Genomic DNA, 16,411 nt, shown 5'->3' with positions numbered 1-16,411 from the left:
TCTTATGAGCACCCATAAAAAAAATGAGGTGCTTTTCAACATAATTGTCATATATCCCGTTTAAATTATCGACAATTATTAAAAGTGCCAGGGTTAAGCCATGCGTACCTTCTCTCAACATTTTTCGAACCGGTTAAAGGTGCTGTTTTTTACTGCACCTTTACTGATACCGCTCGTAACGTTCTGGTTGGTGCCATTTGGTTACTCCGTCTATATCAGCTTTACCAATTGGGACTACATTTCACCAGAATACAATTTCGTTGGTCTGGAGAATTACCAGTATATCGTAGAGGACTTTGAGTTCACTCAAGCTTTACTCAATACCTTTTGGTTCTCGCTCGCAGTGGTCATTCCTACCGTTGTGCTTGGTCTTGTGTTTGCTTTGCTGTTACACCGCAATTTTGTCGGCAGTCAGTTTTATCGAGCGGTGATCTTTTCTCCGTGGATTACCCCGACGGTTGCTGTCTCCATTGTCTGGTCCTGGGTCTTTGAGTCTAAATCGGGTCTTGCGAATCAACTGTTAATGTCTATGGGCTTTGACAAAATCCCGTGGCTGGAACAAGGGGATACCGCTATGGTGGCCGTGGTCATCGTGACTATCTGGCAAGCTATTGGCTGGACAATGCTGTTTTACATCAGCGCCTTAAATAAGATTCCCGAATCTTTATATGAAGCCTCTTTAATTGACGGATGCAGTCGTCTGACCCGTTTTCTGAGGATAACACTACCACTGGTTTCACCGACCACATTTTTTCTGGTGGTGGTCAATATCATCACGGCTGTGCAGGCATTCGATCAGTTTCAGATTCTGACTCAGGGTGGCCCCGGCGGGGAAACACGGACCTTGTTGTATCTTTTCTATCAACAGGCATTTGAGCGGTATGAAATGGGCCCGGCAGCAGCAACCTCGCTGGTCATTTTAGCGATCACAGGTTTGCTTGCCCTGATCAATACCTGCATCGGTAAGCGCTGGGTTTACTACTAAGGACAGGGTTATGACGACACAAGCTATTGATAGTTCAATCACGTTAGGTCAGATAAAAGCCGTTAGCCGTAAGAGAATTGCCATTAAAGAACGTTTAGTGGCAAGACAGGCTTTTCTTGCGCTGGCTAAGCATATTTTTCTGATGGCCTGCGGAACCATGATGGTGTTTCCATTCTTATGGATGATATCGGGCTCTTTGAAGTCGAATGATGAAATTTTTTCCAGCCCACTTAATTTAATCCCGGAGACATTCCGTTGGGAAACATTTGTTGAAACATTCCACAGTGCGCCATTTGGTTTGTACATCTTTAACAGTTTTAGTGTGGCGTTATTGACAACTCTGCTGGTGATCATCAACTCAGCCATGTTTGCCTATGCACTGACTCAACTGAGATTCCGCTCCAAAACTGTGCTCTACTTCGTTGTGATGGGTTGCTACATGTTGCCCGGTGCGGTGACCTATATTCCCTCCTACATCACGCTGGCCAGACTGGGTTTGCTCGACTCTCACACTGGATTGGTTATCTCTAATGCGGCCTCTGTTTTTGGTGTTTTCTACCTTCGTCAGGTGTTTATAAAAATACACCCTTCACTGATCGAAGCGGCACGCATTGACGGAGCTGGAGAATTCAGGATTTTGTGGGCCATTATGCTTCCCCAGTGTCGGGCTGCGGTTGCCACATTGTTCCTTATTACGTTCATCACTAACTACAACAGTTACATGTGGCCAAGCCTGGTGATTACTTCACAAGAGTTGAACCTGATCGCAACGGGTATTCGCCAATATTTTATCGCTGAAGGTAACTACGGCTTGAATTGGTCGCAGATTATGGCTGCGAGCACAATTGCTGTGTTGCCTTTATTGATTCTATTCGTCGTGTGTCAAAAGACGATTCTTTCAGGCATCGCCGATAACGGCGTAAAAGAGTAAACGGACATGAAACTGAACAGTCTCGCACTTATGCTTACCGGCGCAGTGAGTGCGTCTTTATTCTCAGGCAGTGTACTGGCAAAAACCGAAGTGGACTTCTGGTATTCAGGCGGTACAAAGCCTCAGAAAATGATGACTGAACTTATTACAGAGTTCAACGCGAGTCAGGATGAATATGTGATTAAACCTGCTCTGCAGGGAAATTACACCGAGACTTACCAGAAACTTCAGGCAGGTTTAGCGTCAAAAACTGCGCCAGAGTTAGTACTTTTGGACCCGGTTTACGCTGATGCCATGCGACAGCGTGGTTTAAGCCGTGACTTGAATACTTACATGGATGCACAATTCAACTTTGATGACTTTGTCACTGCCTTTAGAGACCAGGTAACGGCAGAAGATGGGCAAGTATTTGGTTTACCCGCTTACGGCACCACACAGGTTTTCTATTACAACAAACAAGTGTTGGCAGAGAATGGCTTTAAAGAAGAGGATTTAAACACCTGGCAAGGTGTTGCAAAAGTTGCAGAAAAAGTGACTAAGCGTGACGAGAAAGGCAACACAGTGTTTTACGGCTGGGAACCAATGTGGGGCGCTGATAATTTGATCGATGCCGCTTTTTCTAACGGCGCCCGTGTGATCAGTAATGATGGCAAGAAGGTGCTGATCGATTCACAGGAGTGGGTTGAGGTTTGGGATAGTTTCCGCACGTGGATTCATGATGATGAAATCATGCGTATTCACTACGGTGGTCAGGGCTGGGAATACTGGTATAAGACCATTGACGACGTGATGAAAGACCAAGCGCTGGGCTATACCGGTTCTTCAGGTGATCAGGGTGATCTGGATTTCACTAAATTGGCAGCGACCACTCAGCCTGGTTGGGGGTCGCATCCTCCGGCTCCTCAGGCAGGAGCACTTATTTACGTGATGCCTGAAGGAACCGATGAAAAAGCGGCTCAAGGGGCGTTTGAATTTATGCAGTTTTACACAAGTGCCGAAAAAACCGCCGCCTGGTCAATGTTCACAGGCTACATCCCGGTTCGCACGAGTGCAGCGGATGTCGCTGAGTACAAGTTGTTTACAGAGAAGAATCCACAAGCTCTGATTCCGTTGAAGCAAGCCAGCTCAGCAAGCCCTGACTTTCTTGATCCAACCAACGGCAAGATTATGGATGCGCTGAGAGTGGCTGCTGACCAAATTCAAATCCAAAACGTTCCTGCTGAGAAAGCACTTAAACAGGCAGCAAAAAAAGCGCAGCGGGCGTTAGATAGAGTGAACCGCTCTTAATGCCTTTCGAGCCCGTTTCAAACGGGCTCTCATTTCTAAAGAAACGGATTAATCACCGGACGCTATGACTGAATTTCAGGGTGAGCTGACCTTTGGCCGAACTCGTCTGCCATTTAAGGTACCGAACGGAACCTTATCGGTAAATATCACCGGTTCAACGGTTACTAAAAGGTTTTTGTATGCCGCTGTCTACGATGCAAAGGACCAATATCGTGGCAAAATACTGTTTGAAAAACCTGACAAGTCATTGTGTGTCAAACCTGAACGCTCCGGGTTTGGTGCGATTGATGGCGATGTTATGGAAGGGGAATGGTATCTCGATTTATACAATCTGGATGCTGAGTTTAAACCCAAGCATGCCATAGAATATCGTATCCGGGTTGACTTCAATCAGGAGCAAAAACATGAAGACCTTCTCACCGAAGATGTTGTCGGGACTGACCACAATATCCACTTTGATTACAGCAGACTGATTAAATCTGAATCACGCTGGTATCGTGGTGATCTTCATGCTCACACCAGACTTTCTGATGGTCATAACAGTCTCTCTGCGGCAAAGCAGATTGTGGAGTCTCAAGAGCTCGATTTCTTTTTCTTTACCGAACACAACATTTGCCAGCCAAGACTGCCTGTCTCAGACTCATGTCTTTTCTTGCCCGGCATCGAGGTGACCACTGACCTGGGACACTTTAATGTTCACGGGCCGCAATCCATATTGGATCTCAGAAGTGTCGAGCTTAGCAACCAAAAGGTTATCGAAACAGGTCTGCAACTCGCCCGCGAGGGCCAGAGCTCAATCAGCATTAATCACCCGATGATGAAACCATGGCATTGGCAATATTCGCCGCTTTTACTTGTGAAGATCTCAACCTTTGAAGTCTGTTGCGATCCCACCTGGCCAACATCGCCGCAAGCCACAGAGTCTGCACTGCGGGTGCTCAATGAAATGTGGAATTGCGGTCATCGGGTGGCTGCCATAGGTGGAAGTGACTCACATCTCGAGCCACATGAGCGCAACCCCAAAGCGACGGAGCCGTCGATATATGGCGACCCTTCTACCTTTGTCTTCAGCCAGGGTTTGAGTGGTGAGGGCATCTTGTCCGGTTTGCGCAACGGTCAGGTCTACATAGAGCGACGATGCGGCCTTTCGTTTGATATCAACAACCATCAACTCTTGCCGGGGGCTGACAGCTCGGGCGAGCCTCTGAGCTACCGAATAGCTGTACAAGATACTCAGTTGAGTTATCTCGCTGAGTGCATTGTCGATGGCGAATTGGTTGCCACCGTCATGCTGGGTACAGAGCCGAAAACGATTAAGGTCGATTCCGATTATTACTGGTGTCGAGTTGATATTCGCAAAGCCCGGACCCGGGAATTCGAAGGCTGTATCAACGCTGTTTATAACGGTACCAAACCTACTTTTAAAACCCCGAAAGTGCATAGTTGGGGAGAGCTGATAGAGCGATTAAATAGTGATGAAGTATAAAGCACTACTGTTTGATAAAGATGGCACACTATTGGAATTCCACAATATGTGGCTAAAGGTTTCATGCAGCGCCTGTCATCGAGTAAAAAAATATAGCGACGAGAGACAAGGTCATCAAAATGTCACTGAGACCGGGTTACTCTCGGCGATTGGCGTTGAGGGAGACAAAGTCGACAATCATGGCCTGCTCGCTTCTAACCCTGTTGAAGACACCGCTGCTGCATGGTTTGAAATGCTCAACCCTCAGGTAACACTGACAGAATTCACCAGAGTGACGAAAAGCGCTTTTAACCAGGAGGTTGCAGAAAATCCTGAATGGATCGAAGCCTTACCCGGAGTGGCAGACAGGCTCACTTCTCTCAGGCAACAAGGGATGATTTTAGGCATTGCAACAGCGGACACCAAAGATTCGACGCTCTATACGCTGGAACAATCAGGCCTGAAGGAGTTGTTTGATTATATTGGCTACAGTGACGGGGATATAGAACCCAAACCAGGTCCCGCGCTTCTCCATGCGTTTTGTCAGCAATGTGGAGTTGAACCCCACGAGGTCATCATGTTCGGAGATACGGTGTCGGATATGGAATTCGCTACCAATGCCGGGGCAAAGAAAATTGGTGTCCTGACAGGGACTGCTTCAGCGAGCGAGTTGGAACCTGTGGCGGATCTTGTTATTCCATCGGTGGCTCAGTTTGACCCATACGCACTTAATGAATTGACTTGAGGATGAGAAATGGCTGAAGTCACACTGAAAGGGGTAGAAAAAACCTATCCGAATGGTTTTAAAGCGGTACATGGTGTCGACCTCAACATTCGTGAAGGTGAGTTCATGGTGTTTGTGGGCCCCTCTGGCTGCGCAAAATCAACCACGCTGAGAATGATTGCGGGCCTGGAAGATATCTCTGAGGGCGATGTGTACATTGGTGATAGGCGAGTGAATGATTTGCCTCCAAAAGATCGCGGTATCTCGATGGTTTTCCAAAACTACGCTCTTTATCCTCACATGACCGTGTATGAAAATATGGCCTTTGGGTTGAAGCAGCAAAAGCTGGCAAAAGCCGAAATAGAAAAGCGTATTGCAGAAGCGGCAAAGACACTCGAAATTGAGCATCTACTGCAAAATAAACCCGGTGAAATGTCCGGTGGACAGAGACAGCGCGTTGCACTGGGCCGTGCCATGGTCCGCAAGCCGGTTGTTTTTCTCTTCGATGAACCGCTTTCAAATCTGGATGCCAAACTCAGAGTCTCAACCCGGGTCAGTATTGCTCGGCTGCATAATAATCTTAAAGCGGAAGGGCAAAATGCAACCATGATTTATGTTACCCATGATCAGGTGGAAGCCATGACACTGGGCGACAGAATCTGTGTACTTAACCAGGGCCAGATCATGCAGGTCGATACGCCAATGAACCTCTATCAATACCCTGCTAATAAGTTTGTTGCCGGCTTTATTGGTTCTCCGGCGATGAATATCATTAAGGTGCTTATTGATGAAGTCGATGACGTAATGAGTGTGGTTACAGAGAGTGGGCATCGCTGGGAGTTGCCGCAACATAAGCAGAACCTGGCCAGACAGAGAGCAGGTAAGTGGGTCTGGTTTGGTATTCGCCCTGAGCATATTCAGTTAGCCAACGATGCTACAAACACCTCAGACGTCAACACCCAACGCCACAAAATTGATGTAGTGGAGTCAATGGGTAATGAGCTTTACCTCTATTTTCAGTTGGGAGGTGACAAGATGATATCAAGGATACCCTTCGACGCAGACAAAGTGTTAGCCAATGGTGACTCTGCGTTGTTGAAATTCACAGTCTCTCAATGCCACTTGTTCGATTGGGATACTGAAGAAGCTTTAGGCTAGGGATATCTCATAAATATGAGCAGGTTCCGCCCAATCACCTTACATGATTGAGTCGACCAAAAATAAGCTTCGGAAGAAGCAAACCGGAACCTGCCATGGCAAAACATACACAAGAAACTCTTCGTTTTCACTCTGTTAATGGTAAAACTGTCAGAGTTGATTTTAACGGAGGGGAGTTGTCTTCTGATTTTGGCACACTGCTGCTTCGTGAAATAGCCATCCGTAGTGAGCTAATCCCCAGGCTCGTCAAGGCAATCCAGGAAAAACGACATCAATCCTATATCGACCATTCCATACAGGATCTTCTGACACAAAGAGTGCTGCAAATGGCCTGCGGTTATCAGGATGCCAACAACAGCAACCATTTGCGTAAAGACCCCATGTTCAAGTTGGCTGTCGGTCGTAGCCCTCTGAATACCGCGACCGAGCCCCTCATTTATCGCCGCATACCCCCCTGCATGAGCAGGCATCCATATCTTATTTCTGGCGTTATCCCTTGCGATCTTTTGTCCGATCACTGCATCGAAATTTGCAGGGCTGGCGCAAGCACTCTCACCAGTAAAGTAACCGTGAAACCATTTTTCAACGTCATACAGCAAACTGTCAGACACGAACCTTCAAAAACATGGAACTGCGTTTTTGCGATAGCGGAGTCAATCAGTTCAGGAGTCAGGCGAGGTCCATTTCGGGTCTTAATCAAGAACTCTCATGCACGCCGATATAAAGGCTCGATTTTATAAACACTACTCGATGCTTATGTACGACATTACTCTAATAATAATCTGTATCATCACCTATTCAAGAGGTCTGCAGCGTCTGATATCCGAACGATTGCTCGTGTTGACACACAACCTGTTTCTGTAGCATATAAACGACGATTGCAACCATTTTACAATTACATAAGGAAATGAAAGTGAATACTCTACAGGCCCTGCTAGACGAATTTACCGAAGCAACCCGCAACAACCGCGATAAGGGCACGCAGTTTGAAAAGCTGATTGCGAACTATCTGATGACTGACCCGCAATACGCTGACCGGCTTTCGGATGTCTGGTTATGGGGAGAGTGGCCGTATCGCTGGGGAAGTGATAACGGTATTGATCTGGTCGCCCGTGAGCGTGGTACGGGGGAATACTGGGCGATTCAGTGCAAATTCTTCGATCCGGCAAACACGCTTGACAAGGGCGGCATTGACACATTCCTGGCCGCATCAGGAAAGCAATTCAGCACCACGGATGGCGCATTCAGTTTTACAACACGACTGATCGTATCCACCACCGAGAAGTGGTCATCCAAGGCAAATAAAACCCTCGAAGCGCAAACCGTCCCTGTAAGCCGCCTGTTCTTCAAAGACCTGGCCGACAGCCCAATCGACTGGAGTCAGTTCAGCCTCAGCAATATCAAGGACATCAAGCTCAAGAAAAAGCACGAACCCCGTGAGCACCAGCGTGAAGCCATCGACGCAGTAAAGAAAGGCTTTGAACAGCACAGCCGGGGTAAAATGATCATGGCGTGCGGTACGGGTAAAACCTTCACCGCCCTGCGCCTGATGGAAGAAGTTACGCCAGAGAAAGGCCGAATACTCTTTCTGGCTCCGTCCATCTCGCTGGTAGCGCAGTCATTGCGGGAATGGACCGCCCAGGGTGTCAGCCCAATCAATGCCTTCGTCGTCTGTTCTGACTCAAAGGTGGGTAAAGATGAAGAAGACATCAGCCTGCATGACCTGGCCTACCCCGCCACCACCGATGCAAAGAAACTGGCTGACGCAGCAAAAGTGGTCAGTAAAGACCGGCGCACCATTGTTTTCTCCACCTATCAGTCTATTCAGGTGGTCAGCGAAGCCCAAAACAGGGTCTTGGCGACTTTGACCTGATTATCTGCGATGAGGCGCATCGTACTACCGGCCTTACCCTGAAAGGTCAAGACTACTCCGAGTTCGTCAAAGTTCACCAGAATCATATCGTCAAGGCGGACAAGCGGGTTTATATGACCGCTACGCCTCGAATATACGCCGACAAATCGAAAAGCAAGGCCAACGAAGCTGATGCCGTGCTGTTCTCAATGGACGATAAAGACCTCTACGGCCCGGAACTTTATCGCCTCGGGTTCGGCAAAGCCGTTGAGAAAGACCTGCTGACCGAATACAAGGTGCTGATCGTCGCCGTTGAAGAAGAGAAGATGGCGAATCTGGTCAACAACTATAACGCCTTCAAAGTCGCCGACGACAAAGCCATTGATATGAAGTTGGCCACCAAAATCATCGGCAGCTGGAAAGGTCTCTCGAAGCAGGGGTTGGTGATGGTCGACGAAGCAGGCGAGCAGGAAGACATGACGGAAGACACTGCTCCGATGCGTCGGGCAGTGGCGTTCTCCCGCTCGATCAAAGATTCGAAGCAGACCACCGACATATTCGCAAAGCTGGTCGAGACTTACCAGAACTCCTACCGCAACGTCGACAACTCAATGGTCAATTGCGAACTCGACCATGTGGATGGCAGCATGAATGCCCATGTGCGGCAGGAAAAGCTCGGCTGGCTGAAAGATGACATATCAGAAGGTGACTGCCGTATTCTTTCCAACGCCCGATGCCTGTCAGAAGGTATTGATGTACCTTCGCTCGACTCAGTTATCTTTTTCGATACCCGTGAATCTATCGTCGATATTGTGCAATCCGTTGGTCGAGTCATGCGGAAAGACCCTGCTAGCAAAAAGAAGTATGGCTACATCATTCTGCCGGTCTGTATGCCGTCTGAGCGGGTCAAGGATTACAACAGCTTCATCGACAGCGACCCGCAGTTCAAGGGCATCTGGAAGGTTATCAAGGCACTGCGTGCCCATGATGAATCGCTGGTGGACGAAGCTGAGTTTCGTAAGAAAATACAGGTCATTGTTGGTGAGCCGGGTAGCGGCTCTGATGGCGACGACGGGAGTGATGGCACCCTTGACCTGCCGCTGGACATTCCGAACCTGCCCTTCGACGAAGTCAACGAAGCCGTTTATGCCGCCATTCCGAAAAAGCTGGGCGACCGGGAATACTGGAGCGAGTGGGCGAAAGACATCGGCAAAACCGCAGAGAGTCTGATTGCCCGTATTAAGGCGCTGATCAAAACCGACAAGTCACTGGCAAGTGAAGTGGTCTAATGACACCGGACACCTCGTTAAGCACAATAGTGCAACCAGTAACGAGGTTCATAATGGCAACGCGAAAACATTATTCTCAGGAATTCAAACTCAAAGCTGTAAAACTGGTTACTGAACAAGCTCAGTCGCCTACAGCAGTCGCCAGAAGTCTAGGAATTTGTGCGACTAACCTCCGTCGTTGGGTTCGACTCAGTGAAGAGAAGAAAGAGCTGGCTTTCCCCGGCAAAGGCCATCAGGCCCTGACGACTGAACAGCAGAGAATCAAAGAGCTTGAAGCTGAAAACAAACAGCTGAAAATGGAACAGGAAATCTTAAAAAAAGCCATGGCCTTCTTTGCGAAAGACCAGCTGTAAGATACGCCTTCATACAGCGGGAGAGGAAGGCCTATCCTGTCGTAACGCTATGCAAAGCACTAAAAGTTAGTCGCAGTAGCTTCTACGAATAGAATAAACAACAGGCAAAAAATCAACAGATTGACCCGGAGATGTTTCGCCTGGAGGCAGATGCCCGAGAGATTTTTGCTCAATCAGGTGACTCTTATGGAAGTCGTCGAATGGCGAAAGCCCTGCGTTCAAAAGGTTACAGCATAGGGCGTTATCAGGCCAAAACCCTGATGCAACGGCTTGGCCTGCGGGTTCGGGTGGTCAAAAAATTCAAGGTGACAACCAACAGCAAACACAAACTGCCAGTGGCGGCAAACCTTTTGAATCGTGAGTTTTCAGTTTCAGCACCCGACAGAGTATACGTAGCTGATATCAGCTACCTCTGGACTCGTGAAGGCTGGGTTTATCTGGCGGCTGTCGTTGATCTGTTTTCGCGGAAAGTCGTCGGTTGGTCGATGAGTAACCGTATGACGACAGAGCTGCCCCTGGAAGCTTTGAGAATGGCTTACTGGGGCAGAAAGCCTGGAGATGGTGTGACAAAATTTAGAGGCCACCCACAATGTGGATAGTGCATCCTGCGAGTCAAGAGTGTGCCACTACACACTCAACCCAACAACATCGAACACTTTGGCATGGTATCCGTGCTACCATGTAATCCATGATCGCTTCTTTCAAAGACAAGGCTACAGCAGATATTTTTAACGGTAAGGCTTCCCGCCTGGCTCGCAAAGTCTGTCCCCAGTCGCTTTGGCGAATCGCTGCAAGAAAGCTCGATCAGCTGGATTCTGTGCTAATCCTGGATGAACTCAAGGTTCCACCGGGTAACTGTCTTGAGGCCTTGACCCGAGACCGGAAAGGGCAACACAGTATCAGGATTAATGACCAGTATCGAATCTGCTTCCGGTGGGGCAACAATGGTCCGGAAAATGTTGAAGTCACCGATTACCACTAGGAGCAACGGATGACCAGAGTGCCTGAAAGCCGACCACCTACCCATCCCGGCGAAATGTTGCTGGAAGAGTTCCTGATGCCTATGAATATTTCACAAAGGGAGTTAGCGGACGCCATTCACGTGCCTTATCAGCGAGTGAATGAATTGGTCAATAAAAAGCGTGGGATCACACCCAGTACAGCGTTGAGGCTAGCCCGTTTTTTCGGAATGTCACCAGACTTCTGGTTGAGTCTGCAGGTTCGCTGGGATTTATATAACGTTCAAACTGCAGAAAAAAGCGACCTTGAAAAAATACAGGTATTCCAGCAGAAAACGGCCTGACTCGATTTTCTGAAGTCAACTCCCTCAGCCAAAACAAGCAGAATTTTGCTCTCATGGAATCTCAATGACACCAATCACTGGTGGCAGCGCAAAAGCCTGAAGAATAGCTAAGGATATTGACTATGTGCTGGTTCAGGCTTACCCCCTCCTGCTTTGCACCTTCTGCAAGGTTGCGATGAAGGTTTTTTGCCAGTCGCAGTGTTACTCTGCCACTGAAGTCGTCTGTAAGCTCATCAAGGAGAAAGCACTACCTTACCCTTTTCGGCAAAGATCTCTGCGGTAATTTCTATAGTGTCAATCGCCAGGGCGTAGGCCTCTTCGGCAGTATCAGCGTACTCAGCAACATCTGGCAGCTCTTTGACCCGAGCTTCAAAAAATACCTCACCATCGAAATTAGCTCGACGGACGGTAATGTTATAGCTGTGAGGATTCATATCCTGTCTCCGTTAAAGTACGTTCAAGCTATTGTTGTTTTAAGGTTGACAATACACCTGCTGACGTATTGTAATCGTTGAAGGGCTAAAAGCCCTGATCATCGCTGTTTTGGGCAGTCATCCTGACCCTTGGCTACAAAAAAAATAACTATAAGCAAAACAGAGCATTATCGGCTCTGACACATACGGAGATCCCGTTATGTTCAGACAGATAAAAGAGGCCCGGCTTAATGACATTCATCTGAAATACGATGAAGCCTCAGGTCTCAGAGCAATCATTGCAATCCATAACACCCGAAGAGGACCAGCCCTCGGCGGTTGTCGTATAATTCCCTACACCTCAACTGAAGATGCAGTTACCGATGCTATCCGTCTTGCCAAAGGTATGAGCTATAAGGCGGCGCTTGCCGGACTGGATCTCGGTGGCGGCAAATCCGTCATCATGGAGCCGACAGCCCCCTACAATCGGGAACAACTGTTCAGAGCTTTTGGCCAGTTTATTGAAGAACTGGGAGGCCGCTATATTACTGCAATGGATAGCGGCTCAAGAGTATCTGATATGGATGCCATCGCCTCTCAAACTCAACACGTTTCTTGTACCTCTTCGAGTGGTAATCCCGCACCTTCCACCGCCCTCGGTGTTTACAAGGGCATTCTGGCTACCCTGAAAGCTCATCCGGAATTTGGTTCTTCACTAAAAGGTATCAGAGTCGCTGTTCAGGGACTTGGTAATGTCGGCTTTGCCCTTTGCCAGTTACTGCATCAGGGTGGCGCCAAACTGATTGTCACTGATATCAATGAACAGAAACTTCAGCAGTGCATTGATGAGTTGGGGGCAACCGCCGTCAGTACTGAAGAAATCTATTCGGTTCCCTGTGACATTTTCAGTCCTTGCGGTCTGGGAGGCATTCTCAATAAAGACACCATCAGTCAATTGCAATGCACTGCTGTAGCAGGCTCTGCAAACAATCAACTGCTGACTCCCGAATGTGGCCAGTTGCTGTTTGACAGAGGCATTCTCTATGCGCCGGACTACCTGATCAATGCCGGTGGACTGATCTTCGTAGCAATGACACACCAGGGTAAACCACAGAGCGAAATAAATGATCGCATCAACGCCATAGAAGAGACTTTGTTGCAGGTCTTTCGCTATGAACAGCAGCGGAAGACTCCCAGCAGTGTGATTGCCGATCATATGGCAGAAGCTCTGCTATTCAAATAGCAATCCTGACAACTAATTGCCTGACTGACTTCTCACAGTCATTACTTGTCACAACTATGGGTATGCGCATTTCTTTTTATCCCGGTGGTCAAACAGAGTCCCGTAGTAAAAAACACAGGAGCGCACCTTATGAAAACCAACGATGCCTGTCAGATTCCGTTCTATCAGTACCTCAGTGAGGAGGGAGAAGTCCTCCAACCTTTGCCGGAATGGACCGAAGATAAAGACACCCTGATTCAATATTACCGCACCATGGTCATAGCCAGAGCAGGTGATGCCAAAGCCGTTGCCCTGCAGAGAACCGGTCAGATGGGGACCTACCCATCCTGTCTGGGACAGGAGGCTATCAGCACTGTTTTTGGTTCACTGATGGAGAAAAAAGACGTCCTGATTCCTTACTATCGAGACCTTCCCGGATTGATGTTACGAGGGGTTCCCCTCTCCGATATCATGCTCTATTGGGGTGGAGATGAGCGCGGCAGTTCCAGTCCGGCCTGGGGTCATGACTTTCCGAACTGCGTTCCTATTGCTACCCAGGCAGATCATGCTGCCGGGGTGGCCACCGCGATCAAAATTCGACACCAACCTCAGGTGGCGGTGGTGTCCCTGGGCGATGGCGCTACTTCCAAAGGTGACTTTACTGAAGCCCTGAACCTTGCCGGGGTCTGGCAGTTGCCCCTGGTATTTATCATCAATAACAACCAGTGGGCTATTTCTGTTCCTCGTAACATTCAGTCCGGAGCCCCGACACTGGCTCAAAAAGGCGTTGCTGCCGGGCTGCCTTGCGCACAAGTTGATGGTAACGATGTTGTGGCGCTGCACGAAGTCATCAATGAAGCCATGATGCGCGCCAGAGGCGGCAAAGGCGCTACAGTGATTGAAGCCATCAGCTATCGCCTGAGCGATCACACTACGGCAGACGACGCCAGTCGCTATCGCAACAGTGAAGAGCTGCAGGATGCCTGGAACAAAGAGCCGGTAAAACGACTCAGAAACTTCCTGCATCACCGTGGCCTGTGGAATGAGCAGAAAGAGCAGGCGCTGAAACAGGAAGCTGCCGCCCTGGTTGAGAAAGAAGTCAAAACCTATCTGGAAACGCCACTTCCTTCTATCAGCGACCTCTTCGATCACACCTATGCAAATATGCCCCCGCAACTGGAACAGCAAAAACAAGCCGCTATGTTTAAAGCCGACGGAGGAACTCATTGATGAATAGTTCAGTATCTGAAAACCTGATCCGATCGACTGTCGACAGCAGCACAAATAAAATCACCATGGTGGAAGCCATCAATCTGGCTTTGGACCACGCCATGAAACAAGACCCTGAGGTGGTACTGCTGGGTGAAGACATAGGTGTTAATGGCGGTGTTTTCCGCGCGACTCAGGGTCTGAGAGAAAAGTATGGCCTGAAAAGGGTCATGGATACGCCCCTGGCTGAAGCCCTGATCGCCGGTATCAGTGTTGGTATGGCCACTCAGGGCCTCAAGCCTGTTGCGGAAATCCAGTTCATGGGGTTCATCTTCCCGGCCATGGAACAGTTGATATGTCATGCTGCCCGAATGCGAAACCGTACCCGTGGACGCCTCAGCTGCCCAATGGTTGTCAGAGCGCCTTTCGGGGGTGGTATCCGCGCTCCCGAGCATCATTCTGAAAGTACTGAAGCTCTTTTTGCCCATATTCCCGGCATCAGAGTGGTCATTCCATCATCGCCCGTCAGAGCCTACGGACTGCTGCGCTCTGCGATTAATGATCCTGATCCGGTCCTGTTTCTGGAGCCCAAACGCATCTATCGCGCGGTCAAGCAGGACGTTTCTGAAGAGACTCCACTGCTCCCACTCGACAAGTGCTTTACGCTCAAGCAAGGCTCCGACCTGACTCTGATCAGCTGGGGAGCTTCCATCAGTGAAACCCTTCAGGCCGCCAAAACTCTGGAACAACACGGCGTTTCCGTGGAAGTGATTGATGTCGCCACAATTAAGCCCCTTGATATGGAGACGATCCTGACTTCGGTTCGCAAAACAGGCCGTTGTGTGATTATTCACGAAGCCTGCCGAAGCTTTGGCGTAGGTGCTGAAATAGCTGCCGGGCTGGCCTCGGAAGCGCTCATGGATCTGAAGGCACCGATCGAACGGGTGACAGGATATGACACGACCATGCCCTATTATCGGATGGAAAATCATTACCTTCCCCAACCTGATGACATCATTAGGGCATCCCTGAAAACACTGGCGTATCAATAATATCCGCAGAGCCTTCAGCAAAAGGGCTTTCAGTAACAAGGAAAAGAATATGAAATTTTTCAACCTGCCCGACCTGGGTGAAGGCATTCCCGAAGCCGATATTATTGAATGGCATATCAAGGAAGGCGACTCCGTCACAGAAGACCAGATCATTGTCTCAGTCGAAACCGCCAAGGCTATTGTCGACGTTCCTTCACCCGTCAGCGGTGTTGTGGCAAAACTCTGTGGCAAACCCGGCGACACCATTATGACCGGAGCGCCTTTGCTGGAGTTTGTCAGTGATCAGGAAGATGCCGGCACGGTGGTCGGCGAGTTAGCAACAGACTCTCATGATGACAGCACCGATGACCATTTTTTTATCGGTACACCACCTGACTCCGGAAAAGCCCCTGCCGCTGCAAACAAAGCTGACATCAGTGAGCTGGCCGCCAAACTGGGTGTCTCCATCGATCAGCAAAGCGTTGGCAGAAACTCCATTCGTCAAAGCTATCCCCTGGAAAACCCTGAGCCTCTCAAAGGCGTCAGAAAACACATGGCTCGAACCATGACGCAGTCTCATGCCGAAGTAGTACCTGTCACTCTGTTTGATGATGTGGATATTGAACACTGGCCAAAAGGTACAGACATCAGCGTTCGGCTGATTCAGGCCGTTACCTCAGCCTGCAAGGAAGAACCGGCACTCAATGCCTGGTTTGATGAAACGCTGATGAGTCGTGAAGTCTTTACTTCCGTTCACCTGGGACTGGCTGTTGACAGTGAAGAAGGTCTGTTTGTGCCTGTTATCAGAGACGCAGAAAAACTGGATGCCACTGCGTTGAGAGACAGCATTAACAATTTTAGAAAAGCGGTTGAGGAACGCAGCCTTCCGCCATCAGAAATGCAGGGTGCCACCATAACTCTCAGCAACTTTGGTGTTTTTGCGGGTCAGTTCGCTACCCCTGTTGTTGTGCCGCCCATGGTGTGCATCATTGGTGTTGGCCGACTGAGAGCCCGGGTGGTCAGCGAAGACGGCCAGATCCAGAATCACCGGATTCTTCCTGTCTCTCTGACCTTTGATCATCGCGCAGTTACTGGTGGAGAAGCCACTCGCTTCTTGCATTGTATCCTTCAGAAGTTGTCCGAATAATTTTATATCGGCTTTTACCAATGGGTAGAAGCCGATTATCAT

The 16,411-nt window shown here is 49.0% G+C and carries 18 protein-coding genes and 1 pseudogene; 17 read left to right on the top strand and 2 right to left on the bottom strand.

Going from position 1 to position 16,411, the window contains the following annotated elements; all coding sequences use genetic code 11:
* The first annotated feature begins 100 nt into the window (after window positions 1-100).
* The 13 genes from ACOJUO_RS09180 to ACOJUO_RS09120 all read left to right on the top strand — a co-directional run bounded on the left by ACOJUO_RS09180 (window position 101) and on the right by ACOJUO_RS09120 (window position 11,347).
* The gene (locus tag ACOJUO_RS09180; RefSeq protein ID WP_422139606.1) at window positions 101-985 is read left to right on the top strand and encodes a carbohydrate ABC transporter permease; all 885 of its coding nucleotides are present in this window, start codon (window positions 101-103) and stop codon (window positions 983-985) included.
* 10 nt (window positions 986-995) lie between these two features.
* Window positions 996-1,916, top strand: coding sequence for a carbohydrate ABC transporter permease (locus ACOJUO_RS09175; protein WP_422139605.1), 921 nt, complete (start codon window positions 996-998; stop codon window positions 1,914-1,916).
* Between the two features lie 6 nt (window positions 1,917-1,922).
* Window positions 1,923-3,203: an extracellular solute-binding protein gene (locus ACOJUO_RS09170; protein WP_422139604.1), complete on the top strand. Its 1,281-nt coding sequence runs from the start codon at window positions 1,923-1,925 to the stop codon at window positions 3,201-3,203.
* Between the two features lie 64 nt (window positions 3,204-3,267).
* Window positions 3,268-4,689 carry a CehA/McbA family metallohydrolase gene (locus ACOJUO_RS09165; RefSeq protein ID WP_422139603.1) on the top strand — a complete coding sequence of 474 codons (1,422 nt, stop codon included), beginning with the start codon at window positions 3,268-3,270 and terminating at the stop codon, window positions 4,687-4,689.
* Entirely contained in the window at window positions 4,679-5,413 is a 735-nt protein-coding gene (locus ACOJUO_RS09160) for an HAD family hydrolase (protein WP_422140065.1), read from the top strand. The genes ACOJUO_RS09165 and ACOJUO_RS09160 overlap by 11 nt, the downstream gene beginning before the upstream one ends.
* 9 nt (window positions 5,414-5,422) lie before the next feature.
* Entirely contained in the window at window positions 5,423-6,550 is a 1,128-nt protein-coding gene (locus ACOJUO_RS09155) for an ABC transporter ATP-binding protein (RefSeq protein WP_422139602.1), read from the top strand.
* 95 nt (window positions 6,551-6,645) lie between these two features.
* Complete coding sequence (locus ACOJUO_RS09150) at window positions 6,646-7,290, top strand: transposase (protein ID WP_422139601.1); 645 nt, start codon at window positions 6,646-6,648, stop codon at window positions 7,288-7,290.
* Window positions 7,291-7,463: 173 nt separating this feature from the next.
* Complete coding sequence (locus ACOJUO_RS09145) at window positions 7,464-8,423, top strand: DEAD/DEAH box helicase family protein (protein WP_422136420.1); 960 nt, start codon at window positions 7,464-7,466, stop codon at window positions 8,421-8,423.
* 113 nt (window positions 8,424-8,536) lie between these two features.
* Window positions 8,537-9,691 carry a helicase-related protein gene (locus ACOJUO_RS09140; protein ID WP_422139600.1) on the top strand — a complete coding sequence of 385 codons (1,155 nt, stop codon included), beginning with the start codon at window positions 8,537-8,539 and terminating at the stop codon, window positions 9,689-9,691.
* Window positions 9,692-9,744: 53 nt separating this feature from the next.
* Entirely contained in the window at window positions 9,745-10,044 is a 300-nt protein-coding gene (locus ACOJUO_RS09135) for a transposase (protein WP_422136418.1), read from the top strand.
* Between the two features lie 131 nt (window positions 10,045-10,175).
* Window positions 10,176-10,643 carry a DDE-type integrase/transposase/recombinase gene (locus ACOJUO_RS09130; RefSeq protein ID WP_422139599.1) on the top strand — a complete coding sequence of 156 codons (468 nt, stop codon included), beginning with the start codon at window positions 10,176-10,178 and terminating at the stop codon, window positions 10,641-10,643.
* Window positions 10,644-10,732: 89 nt separating this feature from the next.
* The gene (locus ACOJUO_RS09125) at window positions 10,733-11,026 is read left to right on the top strand and encodes a type II toxin-antitoxin system RelE/ParE family toxin (RefSeq protein WP_422139598.1); all 294 of its coding nucleotides are present in this window, start codon (window positions 10,733-10,735) and stop codon (window positions 11,024-11,026) included.
* A gap of 9 nt (window positions 11,027-11,035) precedes the next feature.
* On the top strand, window positions 11,036-11,347 hold the full coding sequence (locus tag ACOJUO_RS09120) for a HigA family addiction module antitoxin (protein WP_422136416.1): 312 nt from the start codon (window positions 11,036-11,038) through the stop codon (window positions 11,345-11,347).
* Between the two features lie 61 nt (window positions 11,348-11,408).
* On the opposite strand, the pseudogene ACOJUO_RS09115 reads toward ACOJUO_RS09120, so the two are convergent.
* Window positions 11,409-11,555, bottom strand: a pseudogene (locus ACOJUO_RS09115) (toxin-antitoxin system HicB family antitoxin); the annotation flags it as partial.
* Window positions 11,556-11,580: 25 nt separating this feature from the next.
* The gene (locus ACOJUO_RS09110; RefSeq protein WP_422139597.1) at window positions 11,581-11,781 is read right to left on the bottom strand and encodes a hypothetical protein; all 201 of its coding nucleotides are present in this window, start codon (window positions 11,779-11,781) and stop codon (window positions 11,581-11,583) included.
* Window positions 11,782-11,980: 199 nt separating this feature from the next.
* Between ACOJUO_RS09110 and ACOJUO_RS09105 the strand changes: the two genes are divergently transcribed.
* The 4 genes from ACOJUO_RS09105 (at window position 11,981) to ACOJUO_RS09090 (ending at window position 16,369) form a co-directional block, all read left to right on the top strand.
* Window positions 11,981-13,003: a Leu/Phe/Val dehydrogenase gene (locus tag ACOJUO_RS09105; protein WP_422139596.1), complete on the top strand. Its 1,023-nt coding sequence runs from the start codon at window positions 11,981-11,983 to the stop codon at window positions 13,001-13,003.
* Between the two features lie 129 nt (window positions 13,004-13,132).
* Window positions 13,133-14,212: a pyruvate dehydrogenase (acetyl-transferring) E1 component subunit alpha gene (gene pdhA / locus ACOJUO_RS09100; RefSeq protein WP_422136414.1), complete on the top strand. Its 1,080-nt coding sequence runs from the start codon at window positions 13,133-13,135 to the stop codon at window positions 14,210-14,212.
* Window positions 14,212-15,243, top strand: coding sequence for an alpha-ketoacid dehydrogenase subunit beta (locus ACOJUO_RS09095; protein ID WP_422139595.1), 1,032 nt, complete (start codon window positions 14,212-14,214; stop codon window positions 15,241-15,243). Before pdhA ends, ACOJUO_RS09095 begins: the two co-directional genes overlap by 1 nt.
* Before the next feature lie 49 nt (window positions 15,244-15,292).
* Entirely contained in the window at window positions 15,293-16,369 is a 1,077-nt protein-coding gene (locus ACOJUO_RS09090; protein WP_422139594.1) for a dihydrolipoamide acetyltransferase family protein, read from the top strand.
* Window positions 16,370-16,411 lie beyond the last annotated feature (42 nt).

The organism is Endozoicomonas sp. ALC020, from assembly GCF_049275935.1.
In the GTDB taxonomy this organism is placed as follows: domain Bacteria; phylum Pseudomonadota; class Gammaproteobacteria; order Pseudomonadales; family Endozoicomonadaceae; genus Endozoicomonas_A.
This window is presented reverse-complemented; position numbering and strand designations above follow the sequence as displayed.

Excerpts from the sequence above, each read along its gene's own strand:
- ACOJUO_RS09125 (WP_422139598.1), top strand. The coding sequence starts at position 10,733 with ATGATCGCTTCTTTCAAAGACAAGGCTACAGCAGATATTTTTAACGGT.
- ACOJUO_RS09135 (WP_422136418.1), top strand. The coding sequence starts at position 9,745 with ATGGCAACGCGAAAACATTATTCTCAGGAATTCAAACTCAAAGCTGTA.
- ACOJUO_RS09165 (WP_422139603.1), top strand. The coding sequence starts at position 3,268 with ATGACTGAATTTCAGGGTGAGCTGACCTTTGGCCGAACTCGTCTGCCA.
- ACOJUO_RS09130 (WP_422139599.1), top strand. The coding sequence starts at position 10,176 with ATGTTTCGCCTGGAGGCAGATGCCCGAGAGATTTTTGCTCAATCAGGT.
- ACOJUO_RS09095 (WP_422139595.1), top strand. The coding sequence starts at position 14,212 with ATGAATAGTTCAGTATCTGAAAACCTGATCCGATCGACTGTCGACAGC.
- ACOJUO_RS09155 (WP_422139602.1), top strand. The coding sequence starts at position 5,423 with ATGGCTGAAGTCACACTGAAAGGGGTAGAAAAAACCTATCCGAATGGT.
- pdhA (WP_422136414.1), top strand. The coding sequence starts at position 13,133 with ATGAAAACCAACGATGCCTGTCAGATTCCGTTCTATCAGTACCTCAGT.
- ACOJUO_RS09140 (WP_422139600.1), top strand. The coding sequence starts at position 8,537 with ATGACCGCTACGCCTCGAATATACGCCGACAAATCGAAAAGCAAGGCC.
- ACOJUO_RS09090 (WP_422139594.1), top strand. The coding sequence starts at position 15,293 with ATGAAATTTTTCAACCTGCCCGACCTGGGTGAAGGCATTCCCGAAGCC.
- ACOJUO_RS09105 (WP_422139596.1), top strand. The coding sequence starts at position 11,981 with ATGTTCAGACAGATAAAAGAGGCCCGGCTTAATGACATTCATCTGAAA.
- ACOJUO_RS09180 (WP_422139606.1), top strand. The coding sequence starts at position 101 with ATGCGTACCTTCTCTCAACATTTTTCGAACCGGTTAAAGGTGCTGTTT.
- ACOJUO_RS09175 (WP_422139605.1), top strand. The coding sequence starts at position 996 with ATGACGACACAAGCTATTGATAGTTCAATCACGTTAGGTCAGATAAAA.
- ACOJUO_RS09120 (WP_422136416.1), top strand. The coding sequence starts at position 11,036 with ATGACCAGAGTGCCTGAAAGCCGACCACCTACCCATCCCGGCGAAATG.
- ACOJUO_RS09160 (WP_422140065.1), top strand. The coding sequence starts at position 4,679 with ATGAAGTATAAAGCACTACTGTTTGATAAAGATGGCACACTATTGGAA.
- ACOJUO_RS09110 (WP_422139597.1), bottom strand. The coding sequence starts at position 11,781 with ATGAATCCTCACAGCTATAACATTACCGTCCGTCGAGCTAATTTCGAT.
- ACOJUO_RS09150 (WP_422139601.1), top strand. The coding sequence starts at position 6,646 with ATGGCAAAACATACACAAGAAACTCTTCGTTTTCACTCTGTTAATGGT.
- ACOJUO_RS09170 (WP_422139604.1), top strand. The coding sequence starts at position 1,923 with ATGAAACTGAACAGTCTCGCACTTATGCTTACCGGCGCAGTGAGTGCG.